At 62.9% G+C, this 26,059-nt stretch carries 21 protein-coding genes and 1 pseudogene; 14 read left to right on the forward strand and 8 right to left on the reverse strand.

Going from position 1 to position 26,059, the window contains the following annotated elements:
• Positions 1–199 precede the first annotated feature (199 nt).
• From pyrH to lpxB, 11 genes are all read left to right on the forward strand, one after another.
• Positions 200–922, forward strand: coding sequence for a UMP kinase (gene pyrH / locus NKH33_RS11960; protein ID WP_023674934.1), 723 nt, complete (start codon positions 200–202; stop codon positions 920–922).
• Between the two features lie 91 nt (positions 923–1,013).
• Positions 1,014–1,568, forward strand: coding sequence for a ribosome recycling factor (gene frr, locus NKH33_RS11965; RefSeq protein ID WP_084640965.1), 555 nt, complete (start codon positions 1,014–1,016; stop codon positions 1,566–1,568).
• 32 nt (positions 1,569–1,600) lie between these two features.
• Complete coding sequence (locus tag NKH33_RS11970; RefSeq protein ID WP_352448819.1) at positions 1,601–2,323, forward strand: isoprenyl transferase; 723 nt, start codon at positions 1,601–1,603, stop codon at positions 2,321–2,323.
• A gap of 3 nt (positions 2,324–2,326) precedes the next feature.
• On the forward strand, positions 2,327–3,160 hold the full coding sequence (locus NKH33_RS11975) for a phosphatidate cytidylyltransferase (protein WP_352448820.1): 834 nt from the start codon (positions 2,327–2,329) through the stop codon (positions 3,158–3,160).
• A gap of 103 nt (positions 3,161–3,263) precedes the next feature.
• On the forward strand, positions 3,264–4,406 hold the full coding sequence (gene rseP / locus NKH33_RS11980; protein WP_352919617.1) for an RIP metalloprotease RseP: 1,143 nt from the start codon (positions 3,264–3,266) through the stop codon (positions 4,404–4,406).
• Between the two features lie 217 nt (positions 4,407–4,623).
• Entirely contained in the window at positions 4,624–6,978 is a 2,355-nt protein-coding gene (bamA, locus tag NKH33_RS11985; protein WP_352613732.1) for an outer membrane protein assembly factor BamA, read from the forward strand.
• 179 nt (positions 6,979–7,157) lie between these two features.
• On the forward strand, positions 7,158–8,216 hold the full coding sequence (gene lpxD / locus NKH33_RS11990; RefSeq protein WP_352613730.1) for a UDP-3-O-(3-hydroxymyristoyl)glucosamine N-acyltransferase: 1,059 nt from the start codon (positions 7,158–7,160) through the stop codon (positions 8,214–8,216).
• Complete coding sequence (gene fabZ / locus NKH33_RS11995) at positions 8,209–8,673, forward strand: 3-hydroxyacyl-ACP dehydratase FabZ (protein ID WP_352502391.1); 465 nt, start codon at positions 8,209–8,211, stop codon at positions 8,671–8,673. The genes lpxD and fabZ overlap by 8 nt, the downstream gene beginning before the upstream one ends.
• 13 nt (positions 8,674–8,686) lie before the next feature.
• The gene (gene lpxA, locus NKH33_RS12000) at positions 8,687–9,520 is read left to right on the forward strand and encodes an acyl-ACP--UDP-N-acetylglucosamine O-acyltransferase (protein ID WP_352474276.1); all 834 of its coding nucleotides are present in this window, start codon (positions 8,687–8,689) and stop codon (positions 9,518–9,520) included.
• A gap of 6 nt (positions 9,521–9,526) precedes the next feature.
• Positions 9,527–10,429 carry an LpxI family protein gene (locus NKH33_RS12005; RefSeq protein ID WP_352919622.1) on the forward strand — a complete coding sequence of 301 codons (903 nt, stop codon included), beginning with the start codon at positions 9,527–9,529 and terminating at the stop codon, positions 10,427–10,429.
• A complete protein-coding gene (gene lpxB / locus NKH33_RS12010) occupies positions 10,419–11,585 on the forward strand; it encodes a lipid-A-disaccharide synthase (protein WP_352919624.1) in 1,167 nt (388 codons plus the stop codon). The genes NKH33_RS12005 and lpxB overlap by 11 nt, the downstream gene beginning before the upstream one ends.
• 134 nt (positions 11,586–11,719) lie before the next feature.
• Here lpxB and gltA read toward each other — a convergent pair whose 3' ends face one another.
• Both gltA and gltX read right to left on the reverse strand, forming a co-directional pair.
• On the reverse strand, positions 11,720–13,048 hold the full coding sequence (gltA, locus tag NKH33_RS12015) for a citrate synthase (RefSeq protein ID WP_023674946.1): 1,329 nt from the start codon (positions 13,046–13,048) through the stop codon (positions 11,720–11,722).
• A 179-nt stretch (positions 13,049–13,227) separates the two neighbouring features.
• On the reverse strand, positions 13,228–14,649 hold the full coding sequence (gene gltX, locus NKH33_RS12020; protein WP_352502394.1) for a glutamate--tRNA ligase: 1,422 nt from the start codon (positions 14,647–14,649) through the stop codon (positions 13,228–13,230).
• A 96-nt stretch (positions 14,650–14,745) separates the two neighbouring features.
• Here gltX and NKH33_RS12025 point away from each other — a divergent pair.
• Positions 14,746–17,210: pseudogene (locus NKH33_RS12025) on the forward strand (ComEC/Rec2 family competence protein).
• On the opposite strand, the gene lexA reads toward NKH33_RS12025, so the two are convergent.
• A complete protein-coding gene (gene lexA, locus NKH33_RS12030; protein WP_023674949.1) occupies positions 17,204–17,938 on the reverse strand; it encodes a transcriptional repressor LexA in 735 nt (244 codons plus the stop codon). The pseudogene NKH33_RS12025 and the gene lexA sit on opposite strands and share 7 nt — an antisense overlap.
• A 447-nt stretch (positions 17,939–18,385) precedes the next feature.
• On the opposite strand from lexA, the gene kynU reads away from it, so the two are divergent.
• Complete coding sequence (gene kynU / locus NKH33_RS12035) at positions 18,386–19,633, forward strand: kynureninase (RefSeq protein ID WP_352919627.1); 1,248 nt, start codon at positions 18,386–18,388, stop codon at positions 19,631–19,633.
• Between the two features lie 95 nt (positions 19,634–19,728).
• Positions 19,729–20,559: a hormone-sensitive lipase gene (locus NKH33_RS12040; RefSeq protein WP_352502397.1), complete on the forward strand. Its 831-nt coding sequence runs from the start codon at positions 19,729–19,731 to the stop codon at positions 20,557–20,559.
• Between the two features lie 7 nt (positions 20,560–20,566).
• Here the strand turns inward: NKH33_RS12040 and NKH33_RS12045 are convergent, their stop codons facing one another.
• From NKH33_RS12045 to NKH33_RS12065, 5 genes are read right to left on the reverse strand one after another with little or no spacing between them, the layout of a single operon-like run.
• Positions 20,567–21,772, reverse strand: coding sequence for a molybdopterin molybdotransferase MoeA (locus tag NKH33_RS12045; RefSeq protein WP_352919630.1), 1,206 nt, complete (start codon positions 21,770–21,772; stop codon positions 20,567–20,569).
• Positions 21,772–22,278, reverse strand: a complete 507-nt coding sequence (gene moaC / locus NKH33_RS12050; protein WP_352474267.1) for a cyclic pyranopterin monophosphate synthase MoaC — start codon at positions 22,276–22,278, stop codon at positions 21,772–21,774. Before moaC ends, NKH33_RS12045 begins: the two co-directional genes overlap by 1 nt.
• Before the next feature lie 2 nt (positions 22,279–22,280).
• On the reverse strand, positions 22,281–23,093 hold the full coding sequence (gene trpC, locus NKH33_RS12055; protein WP_352919633.1) for an indole-3-glycerol phosphate synthase TrpC: 813 nt from the start codon (positions 23,091–23,093) through the stop codon (positions 22,281–22,283).
• Between the two features lie 4 nt (positions 23,094–23,097).
• On the reverse strand, positions 23,098–24,108 hold the full coding sequence (trpD, locus tag NKH33_RS12060; protein ID WP_352919636.1) for an anthranilate phosphoribosyltransferase: 1,011 nt from the start codon (positions 24,106–24,108) through the stop codon (positions 23,098–23,100).
• A complete protein-coding gene (locus tag NKH33_RS12065; RefSeq protein WP_352919639.1) occupies positions 24,105–25,997 on the reverse strand; it encodes a SurA N-terminal domain-containing protein in 1,893 nt (630 codons plus the stop codon). The genes trpD and NKH33_RS12065 overlap by 4 nt, the downstream gene beginning before the upstream one ends.
• Positions 25,998–26,059: the final 62 nt, after the last annotated feature.

Raw genomic sequence — 26,059 nt, forward strand, 5'->3', positions numbered from 1 at the left:
GGGGTTTAGGGGGTAATCTTTTGGGGGGTTGGGCCACCCGGGTGCATTTTTGGGGGGTGTGCGGTCAATCATTGCCTTGCCCAGGTCTAAAATTTTCGGGGGGGGGCCCGGCTTCACTCGGGGGCGCCCTTCGTGTATCGGAACGCCCAGTGTTTCGGGGCGCACCGAAACGCGTCACACGCACGATGACGAGGACCAGATGACGGTGAAGCCCCTCTACCGACGTGTCTTGCTGAAAGCGTCGGGCGAAGCGTTGATGGGCGAGCAGCATTTCGGCATCGACGTATCGGTGGTCGACCGTATCGCCGCCGACATCGCCGAGGCCCGCGCATTGGGCATCGAAGTCGGTGTCGTCATAGGCGGCGGCAACATCTTCCGTGGCGTCGCGGTTGCGTCAAAAGGCGGAGACCGCGTCACCGGCGACCATATGGGCATGCTTGCCACGGTTATCAATTCGCTGGCGTTGCGCACCTCGCTCAACAAGATCGGCGTCGACGCCGTGGTGCTGTCGGCGATCGCCATGCCCGAGCTTTGCGAAAGTTTTTCGCAGCGTCAGGCGACCGCCTATATGAACCAGGGCAAGGTCGTCATCTTCGCCGGCGGCACCGGCAATCCGTTCTTCACCACCGATTCGGCTGCAGCCCTTCGCGCCGCCGAGATCGGCGCCGATGCTCTGTTCAAGGGCACCCAGGTCGATGGTGTCTATTCGGCTGATCCCAAGAAGGACCCGCATGCGACACGTTTCGAGCGGATCAGCCATGACGAAGTCATCAAACGCGGGCTTTCGATCATGGATACGGCGGCGATTGCACTTGCGCGCGAAAACAACATTCCGATAATCGTCTATTCGATCCACGAGAAGGGTGGCTTCGGCGATATCCTGAGGGGCGGCGGCCGTTGCACGGTTGTCGCAGACGATTGACCGGACCATGAACCCGAAAGGGACCGGTTGCGGATGAGGCTCGAACAGGGCCTAAGCAGTGAACCCGGGTTAACGGGTCGAGGAGACGATGATGAGTGGCGAGTACGACGATCTCAAACGGCGCATGGACGGGGCGATCGCCGCGTTCAAGCATGATCTGGCTTCGCTGCGCACCGGCCGCGCGTCGAGCAACCTGCTCGATGCCGTCCAGGTGCAGGCCTATGGCACCACCATGCCGATCAACCAGGTGGCAACAGTGTCGGTGCCGGAACCGCGCATGATTTCGGTTTCGGTCTGGGACAAGTCGATGGTCAGCGCAGTCGACCGCGCCATCCGTGAAGCCAATCTCGGCTTCAATCCTATCGTCGACGGTACCAATCTCAGGATTCCGCTGCCCGAGCTCAACGAACAGCGCCGCAAGGAGCTGGTCAAGATCTCGCACGGTTATGCCGAGAATGCCCGCGTCGCCGCACGCCACGTTCGCCGGGACGGCATGGACTTTCTGAAAAAGGCGGAAAAGGACGGCGACATCAGTGAGGACGACCATCGCAAACGGGCCGACCAGGTTCAGAAACTGACCGACGAGACAATCAGCACCATCGACCACCTGCTTTCCGACAAGGAAGCGGAAATCATGCAGGTCTAGGGTCTGGCCACGCCTGGCCCGGAAGCGAGAATATGGCAACGCCCGCGCATGTCGCGATCATCATGGACGGAAACGGACGCTGGGCCAAGGCGCGCGGCTTGCCGCGGCTGGCCGGTCACCGCGCCGGCGTCGAGGCGCTGCGCAAGACAGTGCGCGCCGCCCCCGGCCTCGGCATCTCCTTCCTGACCGTCTACGCTTTTTCGTCGGAAAACTGGTCACGGCCGAAATCCGAAGTCAGCGACCTCATGGGCCTGCTGAAGCTTTTCATCCGACGTGACCTCGCCGAGCTGCACCAGAGTGGGGTGCGGATCAGGGTCATCGGTGACAGGGCAGGGCTGCAGCCCGACATAAGGGGGCTGCTCGAGGAAGCCGAAACGCTCACTCTCGGCAACGAGGCGCTGACACTGGTCATTGCCTTCAATTACGGCGGGCGCGACGAGATCGTGCGCACCGCGCGCAAGCTCGCAGCGGCGGTGGCGCGCGGTGAGATCGAGAGCGAGGCGATCACGGCCGATTCCTTTGCCAGCTCGCTCGATACAGAGGGCATTCCGGACCCGGAACTGGTCATCCGCACCAGCGGCGAGCTTCGGCTGTCCAACTTCCTGTTATGGCAGGCCGCCTATAGCGAACTCGTTTTCCTGCCTTGCTACTGGCCCGACTTCAGTCGCGAGCACCTGTCCGATGCACTGCGCGATTTCGCCGGCCGCGAGCGCCGCTTCGGCGGACTTGCCGCCCAAGATGTCGCCTCAGGCTGAGGAATGAGCAACCTCCAACTCCGGGTCATTTCGGCCGTCGTGCTTGCCATCGTCACGCTTGCCCTGACCTGGCTCGGCGGACTGTCCTTCCGGTTGCTTTGCGCCGCCATGGCGGCGGTGATCTTCTACGAGTGGACGCGGATGAGCCGCCCCGTTGCCCCGGCAGGTGCTGGTGCTACGGCAGGTCTCGGCTTTCTGCCCGAGGCGCTGATCGTGGTCTTTATTGGTGCCCTCGTCGCCGGCCTGCCTGCGTCTTTGCTGCTGCCGCTCGTCGCGGCTCTGGTTGCTGTCACTGCCGTCGCTTCTTCCATGCGCAGGGCAGGACCGTGGGAAGCATCCGGCCTTGCCTATGCGGCCGTGTCCGGCTTGTCGCTGGCCTTCTTGCGTGACGGCGACCATTCAGGGCTGCTGGCCATTCTGTTCCTATTCGCCGTGGTTTGGGCGACCGATATCTTTGCCTATTTCGTCGGCCGCTCCATCGGTGGTCCAAGACTGGCGCCGTCGATCTCGCCGGGCAAGACGCGGAGCGGGGCGCTCGGTGGGTTGGTCGGCGGCGTAGTGGCCGGGCTGCTTCTGGCCGCCGTAGCCGGAACGGGCAACCTCGTCGTGCTTGGCGTGGTCGCACTGGTGCTTTCGATTGTCGCGCAGGCCGGCGACCTGTTCGAATCATGGGTCAAGCGACGCCACGGCCGTAAAGATTCCGGCACGCTGATACCCGGCCATGGCGGCATCATGGATCGGGTAGATGGGCTTGTCGCGGCGGCTTTCGCCCTATACGTCATCGGCTGGATTTCCGCGACCGCCGACCATCCGGCACAGGGGCTGTTTCCGGTTTGAACGGCATCGTCGGTGGGCCGGCGCAGGCTGCGCCATGGATTCGCCTGGATTGATGTCACAGTCGCGGCGTGATCTGTGCCGTGGATGAATTTGAGGGCATGAATTGAACGAGATTTTTAACGCGGTTTTCAGCACAGAGGGCTTTGTCCTCGGCACGCTGGTGCCTTTCCTGTTCGTGCTGACCGTGGTCGTTTTTGTCCACGAAATGGGCCATTACCTCGTCGGGCGCTGGTGCGGTATCGGCGCAAAAGCCTTTTCGATCGGTTTCGGCCCAGAGATCATCGGCTTCAACGATAGCCGCGGCACGCGCTGGAAGCTTTGCGCCATACCGCTCGGGGGCTACGTCAAGTTCGTCGGCGACATGAACGCGACGTCGAGCCAGCCCAGCTCCGAGGAGATCGAGGCGCTGAGCGACGAAGAACGCAAGGTTGCCTTCCACACGCAGCCGATCTGGAAGCGGGCGGCGACCGTCGTGGCGGGGCCGCTGTTCAACTTCCTGCTGACGATCGCCGTCTTTGCCGTGCTGTTTTCCGTCCACGGCCGGCCCGTGCTGGAGCCGATGGTGGCTGAGGTCACCGTCGGCAGTCCGGCCGCCGCGGCCGGCATCATGCCCGGCGACCGATTCGTCAGCGTCGACGGCAGCAAGGTCGAGACCTTTGCCGACGTCCAGCGTCTGGTCTCTGGCCGCGCCGGCGACAGCATCACCTTCGTCATGCTACGCGCCGGCAAGGAAATTACCGTCACGGCGACGCCGCGCTTGATGGAACAACAAGACGCACTGGGCAACAAGGTCCAGGTGGCCGTGATCGGCGTCGTCAACAACAAGGAATTCGGCCAGCCGCGGCTGATCACCTATAGTCCGGCCGGGGCGGTCGGGGCAGCGGTCCAGGAAACCGGACACGTCATCCAGCGTACCGGCCAGTTCCTGCAACGTTTCGTTGTCGGTCGCGAGGACAAGTGCCAGCTGGGCGGCCCCATCAAGATCGCCAAGATGTCGGGTCAGGCGGCAAAGCTCGGCTTTGAATGGCTCGTGCAGCTTGTTGCATTCCTGTCAGTCGGGATAGGGATTCTCAACCTTTTGCCGATTCCCCCCCTCGACGGAGGGCATCTTCTGTTCTACGGCGTGGAGGCTGTCATCCGGCGGCCGGTGTCCGAACGCATGATGGAAATGGCTTACCGAAGCGGCCTCATATTGGTGCTCGGGTTCATGGGCTTTGTTTTCTGGAACGATCTGTTTGGGTGCTGAAATCATGAAGGAATTTGGCTTCGGCACGAGCAATGTTGAGACGCCGTTTACCATGCGTGGGGATATGCGTGACGCGAAAGCCACGCCGCAGGGTTAAGTAAATACAAATTAACCAGAAGCCTTGCGTGTAGGGAAAATCCGGTTAATACGGTAGGGGAAATTACCGCACGTCCGGTTTTCTCGCCGTGGGGACTTCGAGAAAAGGTACAAAAGCCCGATGAAGGCAGCATCCAAGTTTTTGAGCGCCGCGTCCGCGGTGGCTATGTCCGCCGCTCTGGTTGTACCAGGCGCGCTCGCAGTGCAGTTCGTTGCCACATCGGCCGCCGAGGCGGCTGTCGTCTCCAGAGTCGAAGTCACCGGCAATCAGCGTGTCGACGCGGACACCATCCGCAATTACGTGACGATCAAGCCCGGCAAGGCGTTTTCCAGTTCGGATATCGACGATGCGGTCAAGGCGCTGTTTGGCACCGGGCTGTTTTCGGATGTGCAGATCAACCAGGTCGGATCGACGCTGGTCATCAAGGTGTCCGAATACCAGGTCGTCAACCAGGTGCTGTTCCAGGGCAACAAGAAGCTCAAGGACAACGCGCTTGAGGCCGCGGTGCAATTGAAGCCGCGCGGCACCTTCTCGCAACAGCAACTCGATGCCGATGTCGAGGCGGTCAAGGCCGCATACCGGCGTATCGGCCGCGACGATGCCGCCGTGACCACCCAGATCATGGATCTCGGCGACAACCGGGTAAACGTGGTCTTCAACATCAACGAAGGCGGCCGCACCCAGATTGCCGCGATCAATTTCGTCGGCAACAGCGCCTATTCGAGCCGCCGTCTGTCGGACATCATCTCCACCAAGCGCTCGTCCTTCCTGTCGTTCGTGCTGCGCGACGATGTTTATGACGAGGACAAGCTGCGCGCCGACCAGGAGCTGCTGCGCCGCTTCTATTATAATCACGGCTATGCCGACTTCCAGGTCGTCTCGGCTGTCGGCGAACTCGACGACACAACCAACAAATACACCGTCACCATCACGGTGCAGGAGGGCGAGCGTTATACGTTCGGGGATGTCAGCGTCGAAAGCACGATCCCCGAGGTCGACGCCAAGTCGCTTGAATCGGTGGTCGAGACCCACAAGGGCGATGTCTACAACGCCAAGAACGTCGAGGACACGATCATCGCCTTGACCGAAAAGGTCGCTGGATCCGGCTATGCCTTCGCCCAGGTGACGCCGCGCGGCGACCGCAACTTCGAGAACCACACGATCTCGGTCGTCTATACGGTCGACCAGGGCACCAAGGCCTATATCGAGCGCATCGAGATTCGCGGCAACGATCGGACGCGCGACTACGTCATTCGCCGCGAGTTCGATGTCAGCGAAGGCGACGCTTTCAATCAGGTCCTCATCCAGCGCGCGAAGAGGCGGCTGGAAGCGCTCGATTATTTTGAAAAAGTCGAAATTTCCACCGTTCCGGGTTCTGAGCCGGATCAGGTTGTGCTGGTGGTGGATGTGGTCGAGAAATCGACCGGTGAGTTCACCGTCGGCGCCGGTTATTCGAGCGGCGGTGAAACGTCAGGTCCGTCCGTCGAAGGTTCCGTCAGTGAGCGCAACTTCCTCGGTCGCGGCCAATTCATCAAGGTGGCAGCGGGCGGTGGCAAGAACTCGCGCGACTACAGCTTCTCTTTCACCGAACCCTATTTCCTCGGACGCCGCATCGCGGCCGGCTTCGACATCTACAAGCAGAGCCGAAACTACGACCATTACGACAGCGACACGACAGGCGCGACCGTTCGCTTCGGCCTGCCGATCACAGACAATATCTCGACGCAACTCGCTTATAATATTGCGCAAGAGAAGTACGAGTTCGATGAGGGCTGCGACCCAGCGGCCGGTTGCGACGTGTCCCAAGCGATCCAAAACGGCGTTAACGAGAGCCCATGGCTCAAGTCTTCGGTCAGTCTCGGCCTGATCTACAATACGATCGACGACATGAAGAACCCGCATGACGGTATTTATGCCAATGTTGGCACGGAAGTGGCCGGCCTCGGCGGCGACGCCAAGTTCATCAAGGTCACGGCGCGCGGCAGCATTTATCAGACGCTGTCCGAACAATTGGACCTGGTGGGCCTCATTTCGGGCGGCGCCGGCCATGTCCAAGGCTATGGCAACGGCGATCTGCGCGTCTTCGACCATTTCCAGAGCAGCGACCGTATGATCCGCGGTTTTGAATACGGCGGCATCGGCCCGGTTGCTTCGGACAACAGCAATGACCATCTCGGCGGCACCACCTACTTCAATGCCTCGGCGGAAGCGCAGTTCCCGCTGCCGGTCATCCCCGAAAGCTTCGGTTTGCGTGGTGCTGTGTTCGCCGATGCGGCAACGCTCTACGGCAGCAAAATCGCAAGTGGCCTTGTCAATTCTTCGACAACCGGCATGGAATGGCGCGCTTCCGTCGGTGTCGGTTTGATGTGGGCATCGCCTTTCGGCCCGATCCGCATCGACTATGCGATCCCGGTCAAGAAGGAAAAGACCGACGACGTGCAGGAATTCAACTTCGGCATATCGACCCGCTTCTGATGCGCGGGCAATGATGCTTCCGGCTCGTTTGGATCCGGATGGCAGTGATCCGACACTACAGCGCAGCGCGTCCTATCGGACGCGCAAAGGACGTTGTAGCACTTTGATTTGCGCATGATCCTTTCCGAGGGTCGATTTCCGATTTTCGGGTCATGCGCTAGCTGGATATTGCTTCTGGAATGACCGATCCGGTGTTCTTCGCGCCCTCACGCCGGTATACGGCCGGCGAAGTCGCGAATCTGACCGGCTCGACGCTTGTTGATTCCGGTCTCTACGATGTATCGATCGAGGCTCTGGCGCCCGCCAACGAAGGCGGCGAGAACGCCCTTGTCTTCGTCGATGGCAGGCGCAATTTCGCCCTGATGCAGTCACTGCGGGCGGCGGCGGTTCTCTGCCCTGCCGAATTTGCCGGCAAGGCGCCGGCGGGCATCGCGGTGCTGGTGCATCCGCGCCCACAGCAGGCCTTCGCAATGGTCGGGCGTCTGCTTTTTCCGGCGGCTGCAACGCCTGGACCGATGACCGGCGAAACCGGTATCTCGCCGCACGCCCATATCGATGCGACCGCCCATGTCGAGGCCGGCGCGATCATCGAAGCGGGTGCGATCATCGGACCGCGCGCTGCCATCGGCAGCGGGACCGTCATTGCCCCGCATGCGGTCATCGGTCCGTCCTCGCAGATTGGCCGCGACGGCTATGTCGGTCCAGGTGCCAGCGTGCAATATGCGTTGATTGGCAATCGCGTCATCATCCATGGCGGTGCCAGGATCGGCCAGGATGGCTTCGGTTTCGTGGCCGGCGCCAAGGGTCCGGAGCGGGTTCCGCAGATCGGCCGCGTCATCATCCAGGACGACGTCGAGATCGGGTCGAATACGACCGTCGATCGCGGCGCCATGTCCGACACGATCATCGGCCAGGGCACCAAGATCGACAATCTGGTGCAGATCGCGCACAACGTTCGCATCGGCCGCAATTGCATAATAGCCGGGCTTTCGGGTATTTCCGGTTCCGTGACGGTAGGCGACAACGTCACCATGGGTGGCGGTGTCGGCCTTGCGGATCATTTGACCATCGGGTCCGGGGCCAAGCTTGCGGCAAGAAGCGGGTTTATGAGCAATGTGCCTGCCGGTGAGATTTGGGGAGGATATCCGGCGCAGCCGATGGCGGAAGCCATGCGCGAGATAGCGGCCTTGCGCAGACTTGCACGGACGCGCAAACAGGGTGAGGGGGGAAATGGCTGACATCGCAGCGGCGACGCTCGAAGCGGTTGACATAATGCGGCTGATGAAGCTCCTGCCGCACCGCTATCCGTTCTTGATGATCGACCGTATTGTCGACATAGATGGCGACGAATCCGCCGTCGGCATCAAGAACGTCACCATAAACGAGCCGCATTTCCAAGGTCATTTCCCCGACCAGCCGGTCATGCCCGGCGTGCTGATCATCGAGGCGATGGCGCAGACGGCCGGCGCCATCTGCATCCGCAGCCTTGGTACGGAAAAGCCGTCGCTGGTTTATTTCCTGACCATCGACAATGCCAAGTTCCGGAAGCCGGTCGTTCCAGGCGACCAGCTGAAAATTCATGTGAAGAAAATCAAGAAACGCGGCAATCTTCTCAAATTCGCTTGCGAGGCCCTCGTCGATGGCGCCAAGGCGGCGGAAGCCGAGATCTCGGCGATGATGGTCGCAAGCGGCTGACAAACGAATGCTAATGAAAATCCAGACAGTCATCCATCCATCCTCGGTCATCGAGGCAGGCGCCCAAATCGGCGAAGGCGCCCGCATCGGGCCCTTCTGTCACGTCGGCCCCGACGCCGTGATCGGCGACCGCGTCGAACTGGTCAGCCATGTCTCGGTGATTGGCGCGACCACCATCGGTGCATCGACCAAGGTCTATCCGATGGCGATACTGGGCGGGCCGCCGCAGAACACCAAGCACAAGGGCGGCCGTACCACGCTGGTGATCGGCGAGAACTGCACGATCCGCGAAGGTGTCACCATGCATGTCGGCACCGATTCCAGCCGCGGCGAGACGACGATCGGCGACAACGGCAATTTCCTTGCCTATGCCCATATTGCCCATGACTGCGTGGTCGGCAAGAACGCCACCTTCGCCAATCAAGCGACGTTAGGCGGGCATTGCGAAGTCGGTGACAATGTCTACATCGGCGGCCTTACCGCGGTTCATCAGTTTGTCCGCATCGGCGATAACGCCTTTCTCGGCGGTTGCTCGGCGATCGTCGGCGACGTCATTCCTTACGCCATCGCCGTTGGCAACCGTGCCAGCCTTCGCGGCCTCAACATCATTGGCCTGAAGCGCGCCGGCCTGCCGCGTTCGGAGATCCACTTGCTGCGCAAAGCCTACAAGACGATCTTCGATCGCTCCCGGACCGTCGGCGAAAACATCGAATTTGCCAAGGCGGAATTCGCCTCGTCGCCGACTGCCATGAAGATCGTCGACTTCATCGCCGGTCGCGGCAAGCGGCACTACGCCGTGCCGTCCCTCAAGGGTAGCGACGGCGACGATACCGATGATGAAGACTGAGGGCAGATGACGAAGATTGAGGCTGCCGGAAAAGGCCTTGATCTCGTGCCAGATGCCAAGGTCGGCATCATCGCCGGCGGCGGCAGTCTCCCGGTCGAAATTGCCCGAGCGCTCGCCCGGCAAGGCAAATTGCCCTTCGTCGTGATGGCGGCCGGCGAGGTCGATCGCATAGGCGATTTCGAGCCCTATGAGCAGGCAACCTTGAGGCTGGAAGACGTCGGCTCGCTGCTGCCGATCCTTAAGCGGCACCACGTCACGCATCTCGTAACCGCGGGTCATATCACGCGCCGCCCCAGGCTGAGCGCCATGCGCCTCAATTTGGGCCTGCTCGCGTGGCTACCCAGCCTCTTCGTCGGTGTAACCCGGGGGGACGATACGGTGCTGAAACTGTTCGTGCGCAGGATCGAGCGCAGCGGCATCAAGGTCGTCGGCGCTCACGAGATCGTGCCGGAGCTGGTCGCCGCCGAAGGCCTGCTGACCAAGGCGGCGCCACGCAAATCCGACTGGCGCGACATCGAGGCGGCGCACGCGGCGGCAAAAGCCATCGGCGCGCTGGATATCGGCCAAGCGGCTGTTGCGGTCGGCGGCCGCGCCATTGCGTTGGAAGGCGTCGAAGGCACCGACGGGCTGCTCGAGCGGACAAGGGAGTTGCGCGGGCACGGCAGGCTGGCCGGCGGGAGCCGCGGTGTTCTGGTCAAATGCGCCAAGCCCGGTCAGGAACTGCGTGCCGATCTGCCCTCCATCGGCCCGCTGACAGTCGAGGCGGCGCATGCCGCCGGACTGGCCGGCATTGCCGTCGAAGCCGGTCGCTCGCTAGTGCTCGAAGGTCCCGCCACCATCGGACGTGCCAATGCGCTCGGCCTGTTCGTGATCGGCCTGCCTGCTGCGGAGCCGGCGCATGGCGAATGAGCGGCCGTTGAAGATAGCCATCATCGCCGGCGAGGAGTCCGGCGACCTGCTTGGCGCCGACCTTGTGCAGGCGCTCAAGCGCATGACCGGGCGCGAAGTTCGGCTTGTCGGCATCGGCGGCCGCCATTTGCAGGCGCTCGGCCTGGCGCCATTGTTCGACGGCAGCGAGATCGCACTGATGGGGCTTAGCGCCATCCTGCGCGACCTGCCGCGCCTGATACGGCGGATCGGCCAGACGGCAAACGCGAGTGCCGGTGAAAAGCCCGATTGCCTTATCACCATCGACAGTCCGGATTTCTCGCTGCGCGTCGCCAAGAAGGTGCGTGCCGCCGATCCGACTATCCCGATCGTCCACTATGTCTGCCCGAGCGTGTGGGCGTGGCGGCCGGGCAGGGCGGCGGCGATGAAGCCATATGTCGATCACATTCTTTGCATCCTGCCGTTCGAGGTGAAGGAACTCGCTCGCCTGGGCGGGCCGCCCGGCACCTATGTCGGGCATCGCCTTGCACACGATCCGGGCATAATCAGTGCCGCCAGGGCGCAGGCGCAGCCGCGTGACCTGTCCGCAGATCACGTCAAAACGTTGCTTGTACTGCCAGGTTCGCGTCGCGGCGAGGTGCGGCGCCTGGTTGGGCCGTTCGGCGAAACGCTGTCGATCCTGCGGGCGCGCGGGCACCGCTTGCGCCTGCTGTTGCCGACCGTGCCGCACGTCGCCGACCTGGTCAGGACCTCGGTCGCGAGCTGGGACGAGAAGCCGGAGATCATCCTTGATGCCGAACGCAAATGGCAGGCCTTCGGCAAGGCGGATGCGGCGCTGATCGCGTCGGGGACGGTATCGCTGGAACTGGCACTGGCGGGTGTGCCAATGATCTCCTGCTACCGGCTCGATCCGGTCATGCGCATGGCGCAGCCGCTGATCAAAGTATGGAGCGCAGCCTTGCCCAATCTCATTGCCGACCGACCGGTTGTGCCGGAACACTACAATCAATATGTGCGGCCGCATTATCTGGCGCGGCAGTTGGAAGCGCTGTGCTCCGATACCGCCTACCGCACCTGGCAGAAGCATGGTTTTGCCGACATTGCCGGGCGTATGGCAACCGCCAAGCCGTCAGGCGAGATTGCCGCGGGGGTGGTGATGGGGATGGTGAGGAAGTGAGTGAATTATGAATTGTGAATAGTGAATTGTGAATAGCGGTTTCTATGGACAGGGAGCGACGCTTCGCTACTCCCATTCACCATTCACCATTCACCATTCACCATTCACCATTCACCATTCACCATTCACCACCTTCACCGCTTCGCGATTGGCACGTAGTCCCGTTCCGGCGCGCCGGTATAGAGCTGGCGCGGGCGACCGATCTTCTGGTGCGGATCCTCGATCATCTCCTTCCACTGCGCGATCCAGCCGACGGTGCGGGCGACCGCGAACAGCACGGTGAACATGGTGGTGGGAAAGCCCAGCGCCTTCAGCGTGATGCCGGAATAGAAATCGACGTTCGGATAGAGCTTCTTCTCGATGAAATAGGAATCGGTCAGTGCGATCCTTTCCAGCTCCATGGCGATGTCGAGCAGTGGATCGTCCTTGATGCCGAGCTCGCCCAGGACCTCGTGCGCGGTCTTCTGCATGATCTTGGCGCGCGGATCGTAATTCTTGTAAACGCGGTGGCCAAATCCCATCAATCGGAACGGATCGTTCTTATCCTTGGCGCGCGCAATGAATTCCGGGATGTGATCGACATGACCGATCTCGCCCAGCATGTTCAGGGCTGCCTCGTTGGCGCCGCCATGTGCGGGACCCCACAGGCAGGCGATGCCGGCAGCGATACAGGCAAAAGGATTGGCGCCCGACGAGCCGGCCAGGCGGACGGTCGAAGTCGAGGCGTTCTGTTCGTGATCGGCGTGCAGGATGAAGATGCGCTCCATCGCGCGGGCCAGCACCGGATTGATCTTGTATTCCTCGCAAGGCACGGCGAAGCACATATGCAGGAAGTTGGCTGCGAAATTCAGCTCGTTCTTCGGGTAAATGAATGGCTGGCCGATGTGGTATTTATAGGCCATCGCCGCGATCGTCGGCATCTTGGCGATCAGCCGCATTGACGCGACCATGCGTTGATAGGGGTCCGAGATATCGGTGGAATCGTGATAGAAGGCCGACAGCGCGCCGACCACGCCGCACATCACCGCCATCGGATGCGCATCACGGCGGAAGCCGGTGAAAAAGCGCGACATCTGCTCATGCACCATAGTGTGGCGCGTCACCCGGTAGTCGAAATCGTCCTTCTGCGCCTTGGTCGGGAGTTCACCATAGAGCAAGAGATAGCAGACTTCGAGGAAGTCGCCGTGCTCGGCCAATTGGTCGATCGGGTAGCCGCGGTGCAAAAGAATGCCAGCATCGCCATCGATGAAGGTGATTTCCGATTCGCAGCTCGCCGTCGACGTAAAACCGGGATCGTAGGTAAAGACGCCGGCGGTGTTGTAGAGCGAACCGATGTCGATGACGTCCGGTCCTACCGAACCACTTCGTATCTTGAATTCATGGGTTTTGCCGCCGAGTTCCAGCTTGGCCGTCGATGCCTGGGTTTTGCCGCCAAATTCCATTTTTGTCGCAGGTTCGGTCATAGCAAACTCCTTTTTGTTTCCTCAGGCCGGCAAAGGCAAAATATCTGAACCCAACACGTCAAAAGCATCGGAATACGCACATTTGCGCCCGCAATTGAATCTGCGCGGCAGATTAGGCCAAGACCCAATGTTGCACTGCGAAACACACCTTTCAATGCCAATCTTCTTGGGCCAGTTTGCTAATCGATTTGATCAGCGATCCGCGCCAGGCTTTCCTCGCGGCCAAGCACGGCAAGCACATCAAACACACCTGGCGAGGTACTTTTGCCGGTGAGCGCGGCGCGCAAAGGTTGGGCCACGGCGCCGAGTTTATGGCCGGCGGCCTGCGCATAGTCGCGGATCGCGGCTTCGGCTGAGGCGGCAGACCACCCCGAAACCGTGGCTAGTGCCGCATGAGCGCCCCGCAGGATCGCGCGCGCCTCACCGCTGAGCAGCGCCGCCGCCTTCTCGTCGACCGGCAGCGGCCGTTCGACGAAAAGGAATGCAGCCCCTTCAACAAGTTCGACCAGCGTTTTGGCGCGCTCCTTCAGGCCCGGCAACGCGGCAAGCAGTTGCGCCCTGCGTCTGTCGTCGAGGCGAGCGGCGATTGCCGGGCCGCCTTCTAGATAGGGCAGAGTGGCGATGAAGATGTCGAGCAGCGCCGCGTCGTTCATCCGGCGCATATGCACGCCGTTAAGCGCCTCGAGCTTGGCGAAGTCGAAACGGGCGGCGCCCTTGTTGACGTCGCCAATGTCGAACCATGTAATCATGTCGGCGATCGACATGATCTCATCGTCGCCGTGGCTCCAGCCAAGCCTCGCCAGATAGTTGAGCAGCGCCTCCGGCAGGTAGCCCATGGCGCGATAGGCTTCGACGCCAAGCGCACCGTGCCGCTTCGACAGCTTGGCGCCGTCGGCACCGTGGATCAGCGGGATATGCGACATCGACGGCACCTCCCAGCCCATGGCCTGATAGATTACGGTCTGGCGTGCGGCGTTGGTCAAATGATCGTCGCCGCGGATGATGTGGGTGATGCCCATGTCGTGATCGTCGACGACGACGGCATGCATGTAGGTGGGATTGCCGTCCGAGCGCAGAATAATGAAATCGTCGAGATCCTTGTTGGGAAAGCGCACGTCGCCCTGGACGCGGTCATGCACCACCGTCTCGCCGTCTGTCGGCGCCTTGATGCGGATCGCCCCCTTGGCGCCGGGCGGCGCCTCCGACGGGTCGCGGTCGCGCCAGCGCCCATCATAGCGGGGCGGAAGCCCCTTGGCTCGCGCTGCCTCGCGCATCGCCTCCAGCTCCGCCGGCGTCGCGTAGCAGTAATAGGCCTTGCCCACGCGCACCAGCTCCTCGGCCACCTCGCGATGGCGCGGCGCGCGCTCGAACTGCGAGACAGGCGCGCCGTCCCAGGTGAGTCCGAGCCAGGAAAGTCCGTCGAGAATGGCTGCCGTCGCCGCATCCGTCGACCGCTCACGGTCGGTATCCTCGATGCGCAGCAGCATCGTGCCGCCCGTGTGCTTGGCGTACAGCCAGTTGAACAGCGCCGTGCGCGCGCCGCCAATGTGCAGATAGCCGGTGGGCGAGGGGGCAAAACGGGTGACGACCTTATCGGGCATGGAACTCTCAGGCGGGCGAAGGAAGTGGGTTTGCGGACTTTCGCGCGTTGCGCGTTCATGTAGCATAGGAGGTCGAGGGCGCAAGGGGCAGACCCGATGGCTGTGCGAGGCCGTGGTGCGGGCGAGGGCGAGGACGTTGGCAGCGACGTCAGCGAACGCTTGCTGTTTGCCGCTCCCCCGCCTGTCCTGCCGGCACCGGCATTGCTACCTGCTCCGCGCTTCGATGCTCCGTCGCTGCCGGCCAGCGACCCAGCAACGGTTCTCGTGCCCGCGGGCGAGCCCATCGTACGCCTGCCCAGGCGTTTCCGCCTCCCGTCACCGTCCCGTATCCGCAACAGCGTAACCACGGCGGCCGGTCTGGAACTCGACCGCGGCATCGCCTTCCTGCTGGTGCCGGTGTTCCTCGCATGCGGGGTGGTCGTTTATTTCGGGCTGTCGGTGGAGCCGGCCTTTCCACAGCCGATCGCAATCGCGCTCCTCGCGACCCTTTGTGCCGTCGTCTCGCGGTCATGGCCCAGGACGCGCCTGTGCTTCATGGTGGCGCTGCTCTGCGCGCTTGGCGTACTTGCCGCCAAGTTCGAGACATGGCGTGTCGGAACGCATATGCTCGGCTCCGAAATCTCGACGCGGCTGACGGGTCGCGTTGTATCGTACGAGCCCATGGCGAGCGGCCGCATCAGGCTGACAATCGATGTGATCTCAACGGCCAGGCCGACACTGCGCTACATGCCGGAACGGGTCCGCGTTTCGGCGATGAAGATACCGGCTGAGCTGACCGCCGGTTCCGAGATCACCGGCTATGTGCGGCTGCTGCCGCCGACCGGCCCGGTGCGGCCCGACAGCTATGATTTCTCGTTCGACAGCTATTTCGCCGGTATCGGCGGCAGCGGCTTTTTTCTCGGCAATCCGAAAGTCGTGTCGTCGGGCAGCATGCCGCTTGCCGCGCAGCTTTCTTCCGCGATCGAAGACGCGCGCGAATCCATCGCCGACCATATCCGCAGCCGCATCGGCGGTGCCGAGGGCGAGATTGCTGCTGCGCTGATCGTCGGCGTGCGCGCCGGCATTCCCGAGGAGATCAACGAAGCGATGCGGCGCACCGGCATCTACCACATCATCTCTATCTCGGGGCTGCATATGGCGTTGGTCGCCGGCACCATCATGGCGCTGCTGCGGGGTGCCTTTGCGCTGTTTCCCGATTTCTCATCGCGACGGCCGGTCAAGAAGTATGCCGCGGCCGCCGCGCTTTTTTCGATTGCGGCCTACCTCGTCTTTTCCGGCATTGTCGTGGCGGCCGAACGCAGCTTCATCATGCTGGCGGTGATGCTTATCGCCGTGCTGGTCGACCGGGCCGCGCTCACCATGCGCAACCTGGCGATCTCGGCCATCGCGGTCATCCTGGTGTCGCCGCACGAGGTGGTCGGTCCGAGTTTCCAGATGTCCTTCGCCGCGACGGCGGCCCTTGTCGGCGCCTATGCAGGCTGGTCCGATTACCGCGCCGGGAGGGCCACCACGCCGCCGCCGCGGCAGTCGCCGCTACGCCTTGCCACTCGAAAGGTCCTGCTGGGCATGTGCGGTCTGGCGATGACCTCGATCATTGCAGGGAGCGCCACGGCGCTTTTCGCCATATGGCATTTCCAGCGCGTGGCGCCGCTCGCCTGTTCGCCAATCTGGCCATCATGCCCATCGTCTCACTGGTCGTCATGCCCTTCGCCGTTCTCAGCGCGCTGGCGATGCCGTTCGGTGCGGATGGCCCTTTCCTCTATGTCATGGGCAAGGGGCTGACGGCGATGATCGCCCTGTCCGGGTGGATCTCGGAGCGCTCGCCGATCGATGCGGTCGGGCTGATTTCGCTGAGATCCGTCCTTCTGGTGACGATCGCCCTCGTCATTGCCAGCATGGCGACGACGTGGTTGCGGCTGGCGGCACTTCCTTTTGCGCTCGCCGGCTTGCTGACGACAACGCAGACACGCATACCCGACGTATTGGTCTCGGAGGACGCACGGCTGGTCGCGCTGTCGATCGGCAGCGGTGAACTCGCGGTCAACCGGGCACGCCCGAATGAGTTCACCATCGACAACTGGAAACGCGCGCTCACATCGGAGGCCATCGTCGCGCCGGAAACCCCTGGAAAGAACGACCCGCAATTCGACATTGCCGATCCGGCCGACCTGCCGCCGGGCATGCCGTTCATTTGCACGGACGGCCTCTGCCTTGCCAGGCATCCATCCGGCGCGATCATCGCGCAAGCCACGGACCGCGATACTGCGCGGCCAGCCTGCGCCTTTGCCAGCTTGATCGTCATCGACGACGCCACCGCCCATAACCCCTGCTACTACGACCGGCTGGTCCTCGTCGTCACCAAACGGCAACTGGCGCGCGCGGGAAGTGCCGCCGTCTATTTCGATCCACAAGCGGCAACACGCGCCGAGATCCGCTTCGCCGTCGAAAAATCATACCGGCCCTGGCACGTGCAACGGAAATTTTCACGCGCGGCACGGGGCCTGCCGCCATACCGCAGGGCCGACAATCCCAAAGCCGGCGCCAAGGGCGGAACTCAGTAGCGGCGGATCAGTCCGACGAGCTTGCCCTGCACCTTGACCCTGTCTGGTCCGAAGATGCGCGTCTCGTAGGCCGGATTGGCGGCTTCCAGGGCGATCGAGGCGCCCTTGCGGCGGAACCGCTTCAGCGTCGCTTCCTCCTCGTCGACCAGTGCCACCACGATCTCACCGGGGCTCGCCGTATCGGCATTGCGGATGATCACCGTGTCGCCGTCGAAAATGCCGGCCTCGATCATCGAATCGCCTTTGACCTCGAGCGCATAATGCTCGCCGCCCATGATCATATCCGGCGGCACCGAAATCGAATGCGTCTGGTGCTGGATGGCGTCGATCGGCACACCGGCAGCGATGCGGCCCATTACCGGGATCGAAACGGCGGCGACGACATCGTCGTCATTTCCGGCTGCGGGCACGCGCGACGATGTCGGCTTGCCCTGCCGAGGGGCGCCTTGCCCAAGGCTGCCCTGGATGACACTCGGCGAGAACTTGCGTGCCGCATTGAGGCCGGGGGCGATCGAGTCAGGCAGGCGTAGCACCTCCAGCGCACGGGCCCGGTTGGGCAAACGGCGAATGAAGCCGCGCTCCTCCAGCGCCGTAATCAGCCGGTGGATTCCGGATTTGGAAGCCAGGTCGAGCGCTTCCTTCATCTCGTCGAATGAAGGCGGGATACCGCTTTCCTTCAACCTTTCGTGGATGAACATAAGCAGTTCGTGTTGTTTGCGTGTCAGCATAGCGACCCCCAACAGAATCAGAAAAACAAACCCAGAACAAACACTATCTGTTCCAGTTGTGTTCCGCAACTGTTTAAAGTTTAATGAATGCGTTAAGGCTCGGGAAACAAACGACGTCCCCTACCGGCGTAACGCATTTTCACCGCCGCGAGCCTCATCGCCTTGATTCTGCTTTCGTTTGCGCCCTTCTGGCCTCCTAGAAGGCGGCACTGGCATCGGCCGTCGGTCGGCAAAAGGCACGGAATTGAACCCGTATCGACTGTGCGGTTTGGTCAATGCACCGTGAACGAAACGAACTCAAAACGCCAACCTCGGGTTAAGTCCCGGTTTCCACCGCCTGGTCAGGCTGCTTCTCGCCGGTGGAGCCTTGCTGCGCGCAACCAAGTAATGGAAGAACAGTCGATGCGTGTCCGGCGTTGCGTTGGATCTTGGGGGAGCAGACAAATCATGACAGGAATTCCCGATCTCGTGGCCATAAAGGCGATGGATGCCGCGGATCCGCTGCGCGCGATGCGCGACCGCTTTGTGTTGCCGCAAGGAGTGATCTATCTCGACGGCAATTCGCTAGGAGCTGCTTCACGTGCCGCTTTCGATGAACTGCACAAGGCCGCGACCGAAGAATGGTCGCATGATCTCATCCGCGCATGGAACACGGCCGGCTGGTTCAACATGCCGCTTGAACTTGGCGACCAGCTCGGGCGCCTGATCGGGGCCGCGGCCGGCCAGACAGTGGTCTGCGACACGACATCGGTCAACATCTACAAGCTGCTGCACGCCGCCATGGCCATGCGACCGGAGCGGCAGGTCATCGTCGCCGAGGGCGATAGTTTTCCGACGGACCTCTACATGGCCGAGGGTGTGGTTTCGACGCGAAAAGATACGCTGCTGCGCCTCTCGGGAGTCGACGCGCCGACCATCGAAGAGCTGATCGACGAACGCACCGCTGTGGTGCTGGTCAACCACGTCAACTATAGGTCGGGCGAACTGCGCGACATGCCGGCGCTGACGCGCAGGGCTCAGGAAGCCGGGGCGATGATCGTCTGGGATCTCTGCCACACCGCCGGCGCGATGCCAGTCGAGCTCGACAAGGCAAACGCCGATTTTGCCGTTGGCTGCACCTACAAATATCTGAATGGCGGCCCGGGCGCGCCTGCCTTCATCTATGCGGCTGAGCGGCATCTTTCCGACATCCAGCAGCCGCTCACCGGCTGGTGGGGCCATGCACGGCCCTTCGCCTTCGAGCCAGGCTATGCGGCCGGCACCGGCATCCGCCGGTTTCTGTGCGGCACGCAGCCGGTCCTGTCGATGCGCACGCTGAAGGGCGCGCTCGACATCTGGAACGATGTCGACATGACGGCGGTGCGCAAGAAGAGCATCGCGCTGGCGGATCTGTTCATCGAGCTTGTCGAGGCAAAGTGCGGCACTTACGGGCTCACGCTCGAAAGCACGCGCGATGGGGAAAAACGCGGCAGCCAGATTTCATTCATGCATGAGCATGGCTACCAGGTCATGCGCGCGCTGATCGAACGTGGCGTGATCGGCGATTTTCGCGCGCCATCGACCATGCGCTTCGGCTTCACCCCGCTCTATGTCGGCTATGCCGATGTCTGGCAGGCCGTCAAAGTGCTTGAGGACATCCTGCACACCGGTGCGTGGAAGGATGCGCGCTTCGCCATCAAAGCAGCTGTCACTTGAGATTGATGCGAGAGCTGGAATCGTGAGGCTGGCGACGACGCGCCGCGCGATGCTTACGGCTACGCTGCAGGGCCATATGCCAGGGAGGGCGCAGGGTGTTCGAACGTCACATTGCCGATTGGGACAACGCCTATGCCAACGGCGCCAACATAGCCGGCAGCGATCGCTGGCCGGCGGCCTGGATCGAGCCCGCGCGGGTTTTCCGCGACGTGCTTTCGACCGAGGGCAGGGCGCGGCTCGACATGGCCTATGGCGACAACCCACGCAACCGGCTCGATCTTTTCCTGCCGGCCATCAAGCCTAAGGGACTCGTGGTGTTCGTTCATGGCGGCTACTGGATGGAATTCGACAAGAATTTCTGGTCGCATCTTGCCGCTGGCCCTGTTGATCGCGGCTATGCGGTGGCGATGCCGTCCTACACGCTCTGTCCGCAGATACGCATTGGCGGCATCGTCAAGGAGGTCGGCGCGGCGATCGGCAAGGCGGCGGCGATGGTTGCAGGGCCGCTGATGCTGACCGGGCACTCGGCCGGCGGCCATCTTGTTAGCCGGATGGTTACGGCGACGACGCCGCTGGCGACCGAAGTGGTCCGGCGCGTTCGTCATGTGGTGTCGATCTCGGGGGTGCACGATTTGCGCCCGATCATGCGCACCGGCATGAACGAGACGCTGGCGATCGATGAGGCCGAGGCGCAGGCCGAAAGTCCGGTGCTGCTGCGCCCGATGGACAAGGCCCGCCTGACCTGCTGGGCCGGCGGCGGCGAGCGCGCCGAATTCCTGCGTCAGAGCGCGTTGCTGGCCAACATCTGGATCGGCCTGGGTTCCGCGACCAGCTCGGTGGTCGAACCTGACCGGCATCATTTCAACATCATCGACGGTTTGGCCGATCCAGACCATCCGCTGACCCGGACCTTGATTTCGGAGTGAGGCAGGTTCAGCGTAACATCAGCACGTCGCAGGGGGAGCCCGCCGCCGCGGCAGGCGCGAACGGCGCGCGAACGATCAGCCCGTTGGCATCGGCCAGGATTTTCAGCATCGAGGAGTCCTGGATGCCGAACGGCGTCGCCACGGGCGTACCGGCGTCATCTATGACAACAGCCCGCACATAATCTTGCCTGAGATCATTGGCCGGCATGGCGGCACCGAGCCGTGCCCGACGTATATCCTGCTGAAAGGCGCGGCCGCCGAGCCGCGCCAGCAGCGGCTTCAGGAAGAGCTGAGTGCAGACCAGGCTTGCCACCGGATTGCCGGGCAGGCCGATGCAGCGAATGTCTCCCAGCCGCCCGAACATCAGTGGCTTGCCCGGCCGCATGGCGATCTTCCAGAAATCGAGCGTCATGCCTTGCCCGGTCAGCACGTCATGGACGAAGTCGTGGTCACCGACCGAGGCACCGCCCAGCGTGACGATGACGTTCGCGCCAGCCTTCACGGCCTTTTCAACCAGCGCAGCGATCGCCTCCCTGCGGTCCGGCGCGATGCCAAGGTCGAGCGCGCGCGCACCGACCGACTGTGCGGCAGCGGCGACACCATAGGCGTTGGAGGAGATGATCTGGTCGGGGCCAAGATCGCTGCCCGGCGGCAGTAATTCGTCGCCGGTGGCGATGATGGCGACCAGCGGCCGTTTGACCACGCGCACCTCGGGGTGATTGGCCGATGCCGCCAGCGACAAGGCCGCCGGGTCGAGCAGGCGGCCTTTGGGCAGCAGGACATCGCCCTTGGCGAAATCGAGCCCGAGGCGGCGGATGTTGCGCCCCTGCACCGTCCGTTCCGTCACTTCGACGCTGCCGCCACCGAGATCGCGGACGTTCTCCTGGATGACGATAGTGTCGGCGCCTTCGGGAAGCGGCGCGCCGGTAAAGATGCGCACGGCCTGCCGCTGCTGCACCGTTCCGGCAAAGCCGCGTCCGGCCGGCGCCATGCCGACCACCGAAAGCCTTGCCGGTACGGACGCGATATCGGCCGCCCGCACGGCATAGCCGTCCATGGCGGAGGCGTTGAACGGCGGCTGGGTGCGGAGCGCCACAACCGGCTCCGCCAGCACGCGGTCGGCGGCATCCAGCAGTGCGACGCGTTCGCCCGGCAGCGCTGCTGCGCCGTCCAGCAGGCGCTCGAGCGCCTCGGCAACTGGGACCAGCGCCATTATCGGCCTGCCTCGGTGGCCCCGTCTCCGGTGATCTTGTAGTCGCCGGATTTGCCGCCGGTCTTTTCAACCAGCCTTATGCCGGAGATGACCATGGCGCGGTCGACCGCCTTGGCCATGTCGTAGATGGTCAGGCAAGCGACCGAGACGGCACTCAGAGCCTCCATCTCAACGCCGGTCTTGCCGGTGACGCGGGTCAATGCTGTCACCTTCAGGCCGGGCAGCGCGGCGTCCGCCTCGATATCGACAGATATCCTGGTCAGCAGCAGCGGATGGCAAAGCGGGATCAGTTCATGCGTCTTCTTGGCCGCCATGATGCCGGCAATGCGCGCGGTGCCCAGCACGTCGCCCTTCTTGGCGTCGCCGGCGAGGATCATGTCCAGCGTCTCGGGCCGCATCGCGACAAAGCCTTCTGCGACTGCCGTGCGCACCGTCACAGCCTTGTCGCCGACATCGACCATGTTGGCTTCGCCCTGCGCGCCAAGATGGGTGAGGGTGGCCGCCATCCTCAAACGGCCTCTGCCGGCGCCTTGCCCGTCAACAGCAGGCGCGTTGCCGCGGCCACGTCCTGCTGGCGCATCAGGCTCTCGCCGACCAGGAAAGTCGCAATGCCGCTCTGCTCCAGTCGGCGGCAATCGTCGTGCGAAAAGATACCGCTCTCGCTGACCAGATGGCGGTCGGCCGGCACCATCGCTGCCAGCCGCTCCGAGGTCTGCAGGCTGGTTTCGAAGGTCCGGAGATTGCGGTTGTTGATTCCGATCAGCCGCGACGACAGCTGCAGCGCGCGTTCCATTTCAGCCTCGTCATGCACTTCGACCAGCGCGTCCATGCCGAGCCCGAACGCTGTCGCTTCGAGTTCTCTTGCCAACGCGTCGTCGACGCTGGCCATGATGATCAGGATGGCATCGGCGCCCCATGCCCGGGCCTCGTAGACCTGATAGGGGTCGAACAGGAAATCCTTGCGCAAGGCAGGCAGTTCGACGGCAGCGCGCGCAGTGGTGAGGAATTCGGGCGCGCCTTGGAAGGAGGGTGCGTCGGTCAGCACCGAAAGGCAGGCGGCACCGCCCTTCGCATAGGCCCTGGCCAGCGCCGGCGGATCAAAATCGGCGCGGATCAGGCCTTTGGATGGGCTAGCCTTCTTGATTTCGGCAATCAGCGCGAACCTGTCGGATTTGCGCTTTGCTTCAAGGGCGGAAAGAAAGCCGCGCGGCGCGTCGGCATCCGTCGCCCGTGCCTTGATCTCGGCCAATGACACGCGTGCCTTGGCCGCCGCGATCTCGTCGCGCTTGTAAGCCTCGATCTTGCGCAGGATGTCGGACATGGTCTTAACCGTTCGAAATCTCGATCAGCCTGTCGAGCACTTTCAGCGCGCGGCCGCTGTCGATGGCCTGCGCCGCCGTTACCATGCCGTCGGCGAGGGTCGTCGCTGTGCCGGCCACCACCAGCCCGGCGCCGGCATTCATCAGCACCGTATCGCGAAAGGCGCCGGCGGCGCCGCCCAGCATGTCGCGCAGTGCCTGGGCGTTGTGGGCGGCGTCGCCGCCGCGCAACTCGTCCTTGGTGTGCCGCTTCAGTCCGACGGCTTCCGGGGTCAGCGTAAAGCTGCGGATCTCGCCGCCGGCCAATTCGGCGACAAGTGTCTCGCCGGTGGTGGTGATCTCGTCATAGCCGTCGCCATGGACGATCCAGGCATGGTCGGCACCAAGTTCCTTCAACGTTTCTGCCACCGGCATGATCCATTCGGGCAGGAACACGCCGACCATCTGCCGTCTGACACTCGCCGGATTGGAAAGCGGGCCCAGCAGGTTGAAGATGGTGCGGGTTCCGAGCTCGACCCGGGTCGGGCCGACATGCTTCATCGCCGGGTGATGCGCCGGCGCGAACATGAAGCCAACGCCGGCCTCGTGGATGCAGCGGCCGATCGTCTCCGGAGGGATGTCGATCTTGACGCCCAATGCGATCAGCACATCGGCGGCGCCGGTCAGCGAGGACAGTCCGCGATTGCCGTGCTTGGCGACGGGCACGCCGCTGCCGGCGATGACGAAAGCGGATGCGGTCGAAATGTTGACGCTATGCGAATTGTCGCCGCCGGTGCCGACAATGTCGATGGCACCCTCGGGAGCTTCGACACGCAGCATCTTGGCGCGCATGGTGGCGACGGCGCCGGCGATCTCGCTGACGGTCTCACCGCGCACGCGCAATGCCATCAAGAAGCCGCCGATCTGGCCGGGGGTGGCATCGCCGGACATGATGATGTCGAAGGCCTCGCGCGCCTCCTCGAAGGAAAGAGCGCTGCCGGTGGCGACCTTGGCGATGTGGATCTTCAGCGCGCTCATCTGGCCAGGGCTTGGGTTACGGCCGCCTGATCGATGCGGACGTCATATTGCGTCTGCAACTGCGCCACCAACTGGTCGAGCAGGTCGTCGGACATGCCGGAGGTGAAGGACTTCTGTGCGTCCTGGGGCACTGAGCTGGCATCGGCCCCGGCAGGCTCGAACACCTCGGCAACCTTGAACAGGATCTGTCCGTCGCCCGTAGGTGAGGGGATCAACCCGGTGCCGCCTTCGCCGACGCCGAACATCGCGGCGGCGCCTTCCTTGCCGAAATCGACGTCGTCCGCATCGCGCTTGACGCCGCGCTTGGTCTGCTTTTCGAGCTTGAGCTCACCGGCGATCACCTCGAGCGTGACGCCAGCCTTGAGACGCTTCTCGAGCTCCTGTGCTTTTGCGGTGAGCCGTTTGGTGGTCTCCGCCGCGGTCCAGTCGGCCACGACCTTCTGGCGGACTTCGTCCAATGTGCGGTCGCGGGCAGGGGTGATCGCGCTCACGTCGTAGAAGACGAAGCCGTTATCGGCGGTGGTGAGGCCTTCATTGTCGGTTCCGGGTTCGGATTCGAACACCGCCTTGATGAGTGCCGGCGATTCCGGCAGGTCTTTGACGATGCTTCCATCCGGCCGTTGGCCGGTGCGGTCGATGGCATCGATGGTGACGACCTTCAGCTTCAATTTGGCGGCTGCCTCGGCGAGCGAACTGCCCGAGGCGCGCGTATCCTCGTAATTGTCGTGCACGTCCAGCAAGATGCGGCTTGCCTCGCCCAGTGCCAGGTCCTTGCGGATCTGCTCGGACACTTCGGCCAGCGGCTTCACCACTTGGGGCTTGATGTCGGTGACGCGCAGCAGAACGGGACCAAAGGCGCCCTGTACGACCGGGCTGACCTCATTGACGTTCAGTTTGAAGGCAGCATCGGCGACCGCCTTGTCGGCGATCTTGTCCTTGGCCAGCGTGCCGAGCAGCGTGTCTGCCGGCGTCTTGCCTTCGGCAGCGACGATCTTGTCGAAGGTCGCGCCGGTCCTGAGCGAATCGAGCGCCGCCTTTGCGGCATCAGGTGTCTTAAACACAAGCTGCTCGATGGTGCGCATCTCCGGCGTGATGTAGCGCGCCTTGTTCTTATTGTAGTCGTCGCTGACCTGTTGGTCGGTCACCGCGCTCAAATCCATGATGTCTTCCGGTTCGAGCCTGACATAGGAGAACTTGCGGTATTCGGGAGCGGCGTAGGTTTTCTTGTTTTCCTCGAAATAGGCCGAAAGCGCGCTGTCGGACGGCGCTTCTATCGGTTCGACCAGCGATTTCGGCAAGGTCAGGTAGTCGATGGTGCGATCTTCGCCGCGATAGAGCGCGACCGCCTTGAAGAATGTATCCGGGGCCTTGAGGCCGTCCGAAACCGCCTCGACGATCTGCTGGCGGACCGCGACCTGGGCGCGGTTCTTCAAATAGTCTTCCGGCCGCATGCCGACCTGCCGAAGCAGGTACTCGAAGGTTCTCCTGTCGAAGGTTCCGGCAGGCCCTTTGAACGCCGGGTCTTCACGCGTCAGTTCGGCGAGCCGGTCCTTGGACAGGCCGAGGCCGAGCTTGCGGGCCTGCTCGTCGAGGACGGCACCCGACACGAGTTGCGCCAGCACCTGGTTGTCGATGCCGAGCGCCGTCGCTTGCTCACGGCTGATGCGCTGGCCGAATTGCTGCGACATGACGCTGAGCTGGCGATCGTAGGCGAGGCGGTATTCGTTGATCGAGACCTTGGTGCCTCCGGCCGTAATCACGGCGTCATGGCCGGCAAGACCGCCCATCAGCCGCCCCGAGATGCCCCAGATGGCGAAGCTCAACACCAACAATGACAGCAGCAGTTTCGCGACCCAGGTCCCCGCCGCGCTTCTCAACATACCAAGCATGAGTACTTCCGATTTTTGCGCATTTCGCATGCGCCGAGTCTGAAACAAGCGCAATAGCGCCC

The sequence above is a fragment of the Mesorhizobium sp. M1182 genome (assembly GCF_040318335.1).
Lineage (GTDB): Bacteria > Pseudomonadota > Alphaproteobacteria > Rhizobiales > Rhizobiaceae > Mesorhizobium.

Excerpts from the sequence above, each read along its gene's own strand:
- pyrH (WP_023674934.1), top strand. The coding sequence starts at position 200 with ATGACGGTGAAGCCCCTCTACCGACGTGTCTTGCTGAAAGCGTCGGGC.
- frr (WP_084640965.1), top strand. The coding sequence starts at position 1,014 with ATGAGTGGCGAGTACGACGATCTCAAACGGCGCATGGACGGGGCGATC.
- NKH33_RS11970 (WP_352448819.1), top strand. The coding sequence starts at position 1,601 with ATGGCAACGCCCGCGCATGTCGCGATCATCATGGACGGAAACGGACGC.
- NKH33_RS11975 (WP_352448820.1), top strand. The coding sequence starts at position 2,327 with ATGAGCAACCTCCAACTCCGGGTCATTTCGGCCGTCGTGCTTGCCATC.
- bamA (WP_352613732.1), top strand. The coding sequence starts at position 4,624 with ATGAAGGCAGCATCCAAGTTTTTGAGCGCCGCGTCCGCGGTGGCTATG.
- lpxD (WP_352613730.1), top strand. The coding sequence starts at position 7,158 with ATGACCGATCCGGTGTTCTTCGCGCCCTCACGCCGGTATACGGCCGGC.
- fabZ (WP_352502391.1), top strand. The coding sequence starts at position 8,209 with ATGGCTGACATCGCAGCGGCGACGCTCGAAGCGGTTGACATAATGCGG.
- lpxA (WP_352474276.1), top strand. The coding sequence starts at position 8,687 with ATGAAAATCCAGACAGTCATCCATCCATCCTCGGTCATCGAGGCAGGC.
- NKH33_RS12005 (WP_352919622.1), top strand. The coding sequence starts at position 9,527 with ATGACGAAGATTGAGGCTGCCGGAAAAGGCCTTGATCTCGTGCCAGAT.
- lpxB (WP_352919624.1), top strand. The coding sequence starts at position 10,419 with ATGGCGAATGAGCGGCCGTTGAAGATAGCCATCATCGCCGGCGAGGAG.
- gltA (WP_023674946.1), bottom strand. The coding sequence starts at position 13,048 with ATGACCGAACCTGCGACAAAAATGGAATTTGGCGGCAAAACCCAGGCA.
- gltX (WP_352502394.1), bottom strand. The coding sequence starts at position 14,649 with ATGCCCGATAAGGTCGTCACCCGTTTTGCCCCCTCGCCCACCGGCTAT.
- lexA (WP_023674949.1), bottom strand. The coding sequence starts at position 17,938 with ATGCTGACACGCAAACAACACGAACTGCTTATGTTCATCCACGAAAGG.
- kynU (WP_352919627.1), top strand. The coding sequence starts at position 18,386 with ATGACAGGAATTCCCGATCTCGTGGCCATAAAGGCGATGGATGCCGCG.
- NKH33_RS12045 (WP_352919630.1), bottom strand. The coding sequence starts at position 21,772 with ATGGCGCTGGTCCCAGTTGCCGAGGCGCTCGAGCGCCTGCTGGACGGC.
- moaC (WP_352474267.1), bottom strand. The coding sequence starts at position 22,278 with ATGGCGGCCACCCTCACCCATCTTGGCGCGCAGGGCGAAGCCAACATG.
- trpC (WP_352919633.1), bottom strand. The coding sequence starts at position 23,093 with ATGTCCGACATCCTGCGCAAGATCGAGGCTTACAAGCGCGACGAGATC.
- trpD (WP_352919636.1), bottom strand. The coding sequence starts at position 24,108 with ATGAGCGCGCTGAAGATCCACATCGCCAAGGTCGCCACCGGCAGCGCT.
- NKH33_RS12065 (WP_352919639.1), bottom strand. The coding sequence starts at position 25,997 with ATGCTTGGTATGTTGAGAAGCGCGGCGGGGACCTGGGTCGCGAAACTG.